Source organism: candidate division WOR-3 bacterium, assembly GCA_016867815.1.
GTDB lineage: Bacteria > Hydrothermota > Tepidihabitantia > Tepidihabitantales > Tepidihabitantaceae > UBA2258.
Window position 1 is genome coordinate 1 of the sequence record VGIR01000131.1, and the last position, 5,628, is coordinate 5,628.

General features: G+C 62.2%; 6 protein-coding genes and 1 tRNA gene. 3 read left to right on the plus strand and 4 right to left on the minus strand.

Translation table 11 applies throughout. The features are described 5' to 3' along the window. The first annotated feature begins 420 nt into the window (after window positions 1-420). The 3 genes from FJY68_13070 (at window position 421) to FJY68_13080 (ending at window position 2,158) form a co-directional block, all read left to right on the plus strand. Window positions 421-505: transfer RNA gene (locus FJY68_13070), tRNA-Leu, on the plus strand. 94 nt (window positions 506-599) lie between these two features. After that, window positions 600-1,775: a phosphopentomutase gene (locus FJY68_13075; GenBank protein ID MBM3332756.1), complete on the plus strand. Its 1,176-nt coding sequence runs from the start codon at window positions 600-602 to the stop codon at window positions 1,773-1,775. After that, window positions 1,772-2,158, plus strand: coding sequence for a cytidine deaminase (locus FJY68_13080; protein ID MBM3332757.1), 387 nt, complete (start codon window positions 1,772-1,774; stop codon window positions 2,156-2,158). Before FJY68_13075 ends, FJY68_13080 begins: the two co-directional genes overlap by 4 nt. A gap of 180 nt (window positions 2,159-2,338) precedes the next feature. On the opposite strand, the gene serS is transcribed toward FJY68_13080, so the two are convergent. From serS to FJY68_13100, 4 genes are all read right to left on the minus strand, one after another. Continuing rightward, window positions 2,339-3,541: a serine--tRNA ligase gene (gene serS, locus FJY68_13085; protein ID MBM3332758.1), complete on the minus strand. Its 1,203-nt coding sequence runs from the start codon at window positions 3,539-3,541 to the stop codon at window positions 2,339-2,341. Window positions 3,542-3,662: 121 nt separating this feature from the next. Continuing rightward, complete coding sequence (locus tag FJY68_13090) at window positions 3,663-4,253, minus strand: riboflavin synthase (GenBank protein ID MBM3332759.1); 591 nt, start codon at window positions 4,251-4,253, stop codon at window positions 3,663-3,665. After that, window positions 4,234-5,319 carry a bifunctional diaminohydroxyphosphoribosylaminopyrimidine deaminase/5-amino-6-(5-phosphoribosylamino)uracil reductase RibD gene (ribD, locus tag FJY68_13095; GenBank protein ID MBM3332760.1) on the minus strand — a complete coding sequence of 362 codons (1,086 nt, stop codon included), beginning with the start codon at window positions 5,317-5,319 and terminating at the stop codon, window positions 4,234-4,236. The genes FJY68_13090 and ribD overlap by 20 nt, the downstream gene beginning before the upstream one ends. A gap of 114 nt (window positions 5,320-5,433) precedes the next feature. Next, window positions 5,434-5,628, minus strand: a 195-nt coding sequence (locus FJY68_13100) for an acylphosphatase (GenBank protein ID MBM3332761.1), incomplete at its 5' end; no start/stop codon positions are given.

The following is a 5,628-nucleotide window of genomic DNA, read 5'->3' on the forward strand; positions in this document are numbered from 1 at the left end:
TCTCCTCTCGGTGGTAGGTCTTAACGGACTATAACTCACTACCATTCGAAGGCGAGACAGCTTTTTGTCAACAAATACGCTCGCCACACCACCAAATCCTATAGCACTCACGGAGTTCAGAGACCGCGCCAGCGACGACTACCGGCTCAAGAAAGGCTCGCCCTGCGTCAAGACCGCCTCCGACGGCTCCAACATGGGCTGCTTCTAGCTCGGCGCAGGACCTCGGATTGCGGCAGCGAAAGCTGCCGCCTTTCCTTCCATCGCCGCTTTCCGCTCTCGTTGGTCTGCCCCAGGCACGACGGAAGCAAGTGCATCGGATCGAGCGGTCGCTCTGATTGACTATCAGGCAACCTCTCCTATAATCACGGCAGGTCAGCTGACTGACGGATGGCCTGAGGCCGCCGGCGGAAGGCAGTCCGCGCCGGGGTGGTGGAATTGGCAGACACGCATGGTTGAGGGCCATGTGCTTAACGGCATGCAGGTTCAAATCCTGTCCCCGGCATCAACAATTCCAGATTGACGATTGAGGATTGTAGATTGATGACACCGGAATCATTCTGCGGTCTTCTTTGTGTCTTGGTGCCTTGGTGGTGAAATCTGTGCCCGAGTCTCGGGTGGTTGTCCTGCTCCTGGACGGGGTAGGATGTGGGGAACTCCCAGACGCGCACCTTTACGGCGACAAAGGCTCCAACACACTCGCCAACCTGGCCAAGGTCGTCGGCGGCTTGAACCTGCCGAGCCTGTCTCAACTGGGCCTCGGCAACATCATCCCGATTCAAGGCGTCCCCCCGCAAGAGAAACCTGAAGCGTGCTTCGGCAAGATGGCCGAGCAGTCGTTTGGCAAGGATTCGACCACCGGCCACTGGGAAATCGCAGGCCTCGTGACACACGAAGCATTTCCCCTGTTCCCGTACGGGTTCCCACCTGAGTTGATGCAGAAGCTGGGGCAGGCCATCGGCCGGAAGACCATCGGCAATAGGGCAGCTTCGGGCACGGAAATCATCAAGGAACTGGGCGAAGAACACCTGAGGAAGGGCTTTCCCATTGTCTATACGTCAGCCGACAGCGTGTTGCAGATTGCCTGCCACGAAGACGCCATCCCGCCGGATGAGCTGTACCGCATCTGCGAGAAGGCTCGCAGCCTGTGCTCCGGGGCTTTCTGCGTCGGCCGTGTGATTGCCCGTCCGTTCACCGGCAAACCAGGCTCGTTCGAACGGACAGCGGGACGCAAGGACTTCTCCTGCCCGCCGCCTCATCCGACCCTGCTCGACAACGTCAAGGAATCCGGCCTGCCGGTTGTGGGCATCGGCAAGGTGGATGACCTATTCGCGGGGCGGGGATTCACCGAGACCCATCACTCGGTGGTCAACTCTGACTGTCTGCAACAGACCGTCGACGCAATGGAGAGAACCCGTGTCGGACTGATCTTCACCAACCTGGTCCAGTTCGACATGGACTGGGGACATCGGAACGACCCTGCCGCCTTTGCGTCCGGAATGAAGGAGTTCGATAGCTTCCTGCCCAGTATCCTGAACGGCTTAAGGCAAGACGATCTGCTGTTCATCACAGCCGACCACGGCAACGACCCGACGACGCGCTCCACCGACCATTCCCGCGAGTACGTACCCCTACTCGCACTCGGGACGGCCTTCAAGCAAGGTGTCGACCTCGGTTCCCGGTCGACCCTTGCCGACCTGGGCCAGACCGCAGCCGAGTACCTGAAGGCGAAGCCGACGGTAGACGGCAGGAGCTTTCTGAAGGAGATAGGAACATGAACAAGAGCACTCAGGCACGTCTGCTACGCGCCGCTCGTGCCGCCTCGAGGAACGCTTACGCTCCGTTCTCGAAGCTCAGGGTCGGTGCGGCAGCACTGGCTACCAGTGGCCGCATCTTCTCCGGCTGCAACGTAGAGAATAGCTCGTACGGCCTGACCGTCTGCGCGGAGCGCGTGGCTATCTTCAAGGCAGTGTCAGCCGGGCAGCGCGACATACGAGCGGTGATGGTCTACGCGGACACGCCAGAACTCACGCCGCCATGTGGCGCGTGCCTGCAGGTGATTGCGGAGTTCTCGGAGAATCCGGAGGTAGTGCTGTCGAACGGACGCGCCGCAAGGACGAATCGACTGCGGCAACTCCTGCCGCACGGATTCCGGCTGTAGTCAGGCTTGGGACACGATCCGAAATCCGAGGAGGATTTCGGTCATGTCCCGCGCCTCCCGCCCGGAAAACTCGGGACAGTCACTGGCCGCTGGTCGCGGCCGCAGTCCGGTACAGTCTCGGTTTTCCCGCCACGGTCGACGCCGCTTGGTGCCTTGGTGTCTTGGTGGTAGGACTCTGACCTACTTGATTCGTTCGAGGCCGTGCATGTACGGCCTCAAGACCTCGGGGACCACAACCGTACCGTCGGCCTGCTGGTTGTTCTCCAGTATCGCCACGAAGACCCGCGGCAGGGCAAGCGCAGAGCCGTTCAGCGCGTGTGGGAAGAACGTCTTGCCATCCTTGCCTCTAGCCCGTATCCCTCCGCGACGAGTCTGGTAGTCCCCACAGGCCGATATCGACGACACCTCGAGCCAACGTTCCTGGCCCGCGGCCCACGCTTCAAGGTCATAGGTCTTGGCCGATTGGTGTGCCATATCCCACGCTGCGAGTCGCTTGACCTGGTAGGGCAACCCGAGGTCGCGCAACAGGCTCTCGCCTTCTGAGCGCATCTCCTCCAGCGCCTGGTATGCAGCCTCGGGACGGACGATGCGAACGAGTTCCACCTTGTCGAACTGATGCACGCGGATCATCCCGCGCACATCCTTGCCGTACGAGCCGGCCTCGCGCCGGAAGCTGGGCGTGTAGGCGACGTACTTGAGCGGCAGCTGTGGCTCCGGAATGGTCTGGCCGCGGTGGTAGTTCACCAGTTGCGGCTCGGCAGTGGGCACGAGGTAGAGCTCATCCTGGGTCTTGTACATCTCGGTCTCGAGATGGGGCAATTGCCCGGTCGCCTCGAGCGTGGCCGCGTTGGCGAGGAACGGCGGTGAAACCTCGATGTAGCCGTGTCGTCGCGTGTTCGTGTCGAGGAAATAGTTGATGAGCGCCCGCTCCAGCAGCGCGCCATGCCCCTTGAACACGACGAATCTGGAGCCGGCCAGCCGGGAAGCGGCCTCAAGGTCGATTACGCCCAGCGCTTCGCCGAGATCCCAATGTGCGAGCGGCTTGAACTCGAACTTGCGCGGCTCGCCCCATTGGCCGACGATTTCCTCTTCGGCCGTAACCGACGGGTGCACAACGTTAGGCAGTTGCTTCGCCAGTTCCGCCTGTTCGGCCTCGATACTGGTCACGTCGGCGTCAAGCTGCTTCACGAGGTCGGATACTTCGCGCGCCTCTGCCATCTCGGCCACGCACTCGCGCTTCTCCTTCTTGGCTAGCCCCACTGCTTCGGAGACCTGCTTCTGTCGGTGCCGCGCCTCGTCGCGGTCCTTCGCCAGCCGGCGACGATCGGCGTCGAGCCCGAGTATCCGCTCGATATCGAGCGGGCTGCGCCGCAAGGCGAGCATTCGCCTGGCCTCGTCCGGATTCTCGCGAATCAGTCTGATGTCCACGGCTGGATTCTAGAGCAAAGTGATCCAGTGTTCCAGTGATCTAGTGGTCGAGTGACGGCGTGCTTCCACTTGACCACTAGACCTCTTGACCACCTGCCTGTCTGACGGCCTTGACCAGAAGGTCGTATTCGATGTTCACTTTGTCGCCGGCGCGGCGTTGCTTGAGACTGGTGTTCTCCCATGTGTGAGGAATGATGTTGACTGCGAACTCACCGGGACGCACGGACGCCACCGTCAGGCTGATTCCGTCCACGCAGACCGATCCCTTCTCAACCAGCGGCCGGGAGTGGCGCCGATCGGTCTCGACGGCAAGTACCCAGTAACCTGAATGCCGCTCGATCCGGCGGACCTTGCCGACTTCGTCCACGTGTCCCTGCACGAAGTGGCCGCCCATCCTGTCCCCTGCCCGAAGCGCCCGCTCCAGGTTCACCGCGTCGCCCGTCTGGAGGCGACCCAGTGTCGTCGCCTCCAGCGTCGCCGCAACCGCCTCGACATCAAAGGTCTTCTTGTCGGTCTTGGTCACCGTCAGGCAGCAACCGTTGACCGCGACGCTCTCGCCGAGCTTCAGTTCCCCGGCGAACAGGGCCTGAAGCGTGAACACGCGGTTGCCCTGACGACCAGCAGACCGCTCGACGCGGCCGACGGTCTCAATGAGTCCGGTGAACATAGCCTTCGGTAAGGAAGTCCGCGCCGAGACAACGGTGCTCGACTCGTGTCAGCTCGATGGGCTTTCCGTGTGGGCGCGGACTAATGCCGCGGGTGAATGACTTGCCCGGGCCCAGCATCTTCGGGGACTGGAACACGTACATCTTGTCTACAATGTCGGCCTCCAGCGCCGACGACGCCACTGTCGCGCCACCTTCGATGAGCACGGTTTGAACCTGCCGACGATGGAGTTCGCCCAGGATTTCGGACCAGCTCAGAAGCCCGTCCGCGCCCTTGCCGACGCGCTTCACCTCAACGTTCTTCGCCCAGAAACGTTCGGCCTTCGCGGCGTCCTGGCTCGCAGTGAAGACGAGAATGAGACCCGGCTCCCCGAACAAGCGACTATTCAAGGGCGTCGCGAGACTGGAGTCGAGAATCACGCGCACGTACTGCCCGGGCGTTTTCACGCGGCGGGTCAGACGTGGGTTGTCGGCGATCACCGTGTTCACTCCTACGACAATCGCATCCGCGCATAGCCGCAGTTCACTGCCTAGGGCACGTGCCCGCGGCCCGGTAATCCACTTCGAGTGCCCCGTCTCGTCAGCAACCATGCCGTCGAGAGTTGCCGCGACCTTGAGGACAACGAAAGGCCGATGCAGACGCAGGGAAGTGAAGTATCCCTCATTCAGCTGACGCGCCGCGCCGGCCAGCAGACCGACCGACGTCTCGATACCACACCCACGCAGAAACCGCAGGCCGCGGCCTTTCACGCGCGGGTTCGGGTCAAGCGTCGCCGCCACGACACGCCTTATGCCGGCAAGCTGGACTGCGCTGGTGCAGGCTGGGGTCTTTCCATGGAAGCAGCATGGCTCCATCGTCACATAGAGCGCCGAGCCTTGAGCCCGTCGGCCGGCATCGGTGATAGCCTCTGCCTCGGCGTGCGGCCCGCCGAAACGGCGGTGCCAACCGCGGCCTACGACCCGGCCGTTCTTGACGAGAACGGCACCGACCATCGGGTTGGGCGATACGCGGCCGCACCCGCGCTTCGCCAGGTCGAGTGCCTCGGCCATGAACGCCGTGTCTTTCACGCGCCTATCATAGAAGCACGCCCGATGTTGTCAAGAAACCGACCGCGACTTCCGGCCTCAGTTCTGACTTCTGCATTCTACCTTCTGGAATCTGACTTCGGGTGAACTGACGATCTAGTCGTAGTCTACCCGGAAATCCTCGCACTCTCCCCGGGGCTGACTCCACTCTGTCGCTACGTCGGCTACCTGCGCGCCGGGCGGACCCTTGTGCAATCTCTCGATGAGCCGATCGAGCTTCTCGCGTTCACCCTCAGCCTCAACTTCCACGCGTCCATCGAACAGGTTGCGCACACGCCCTTGCAGGCCGAG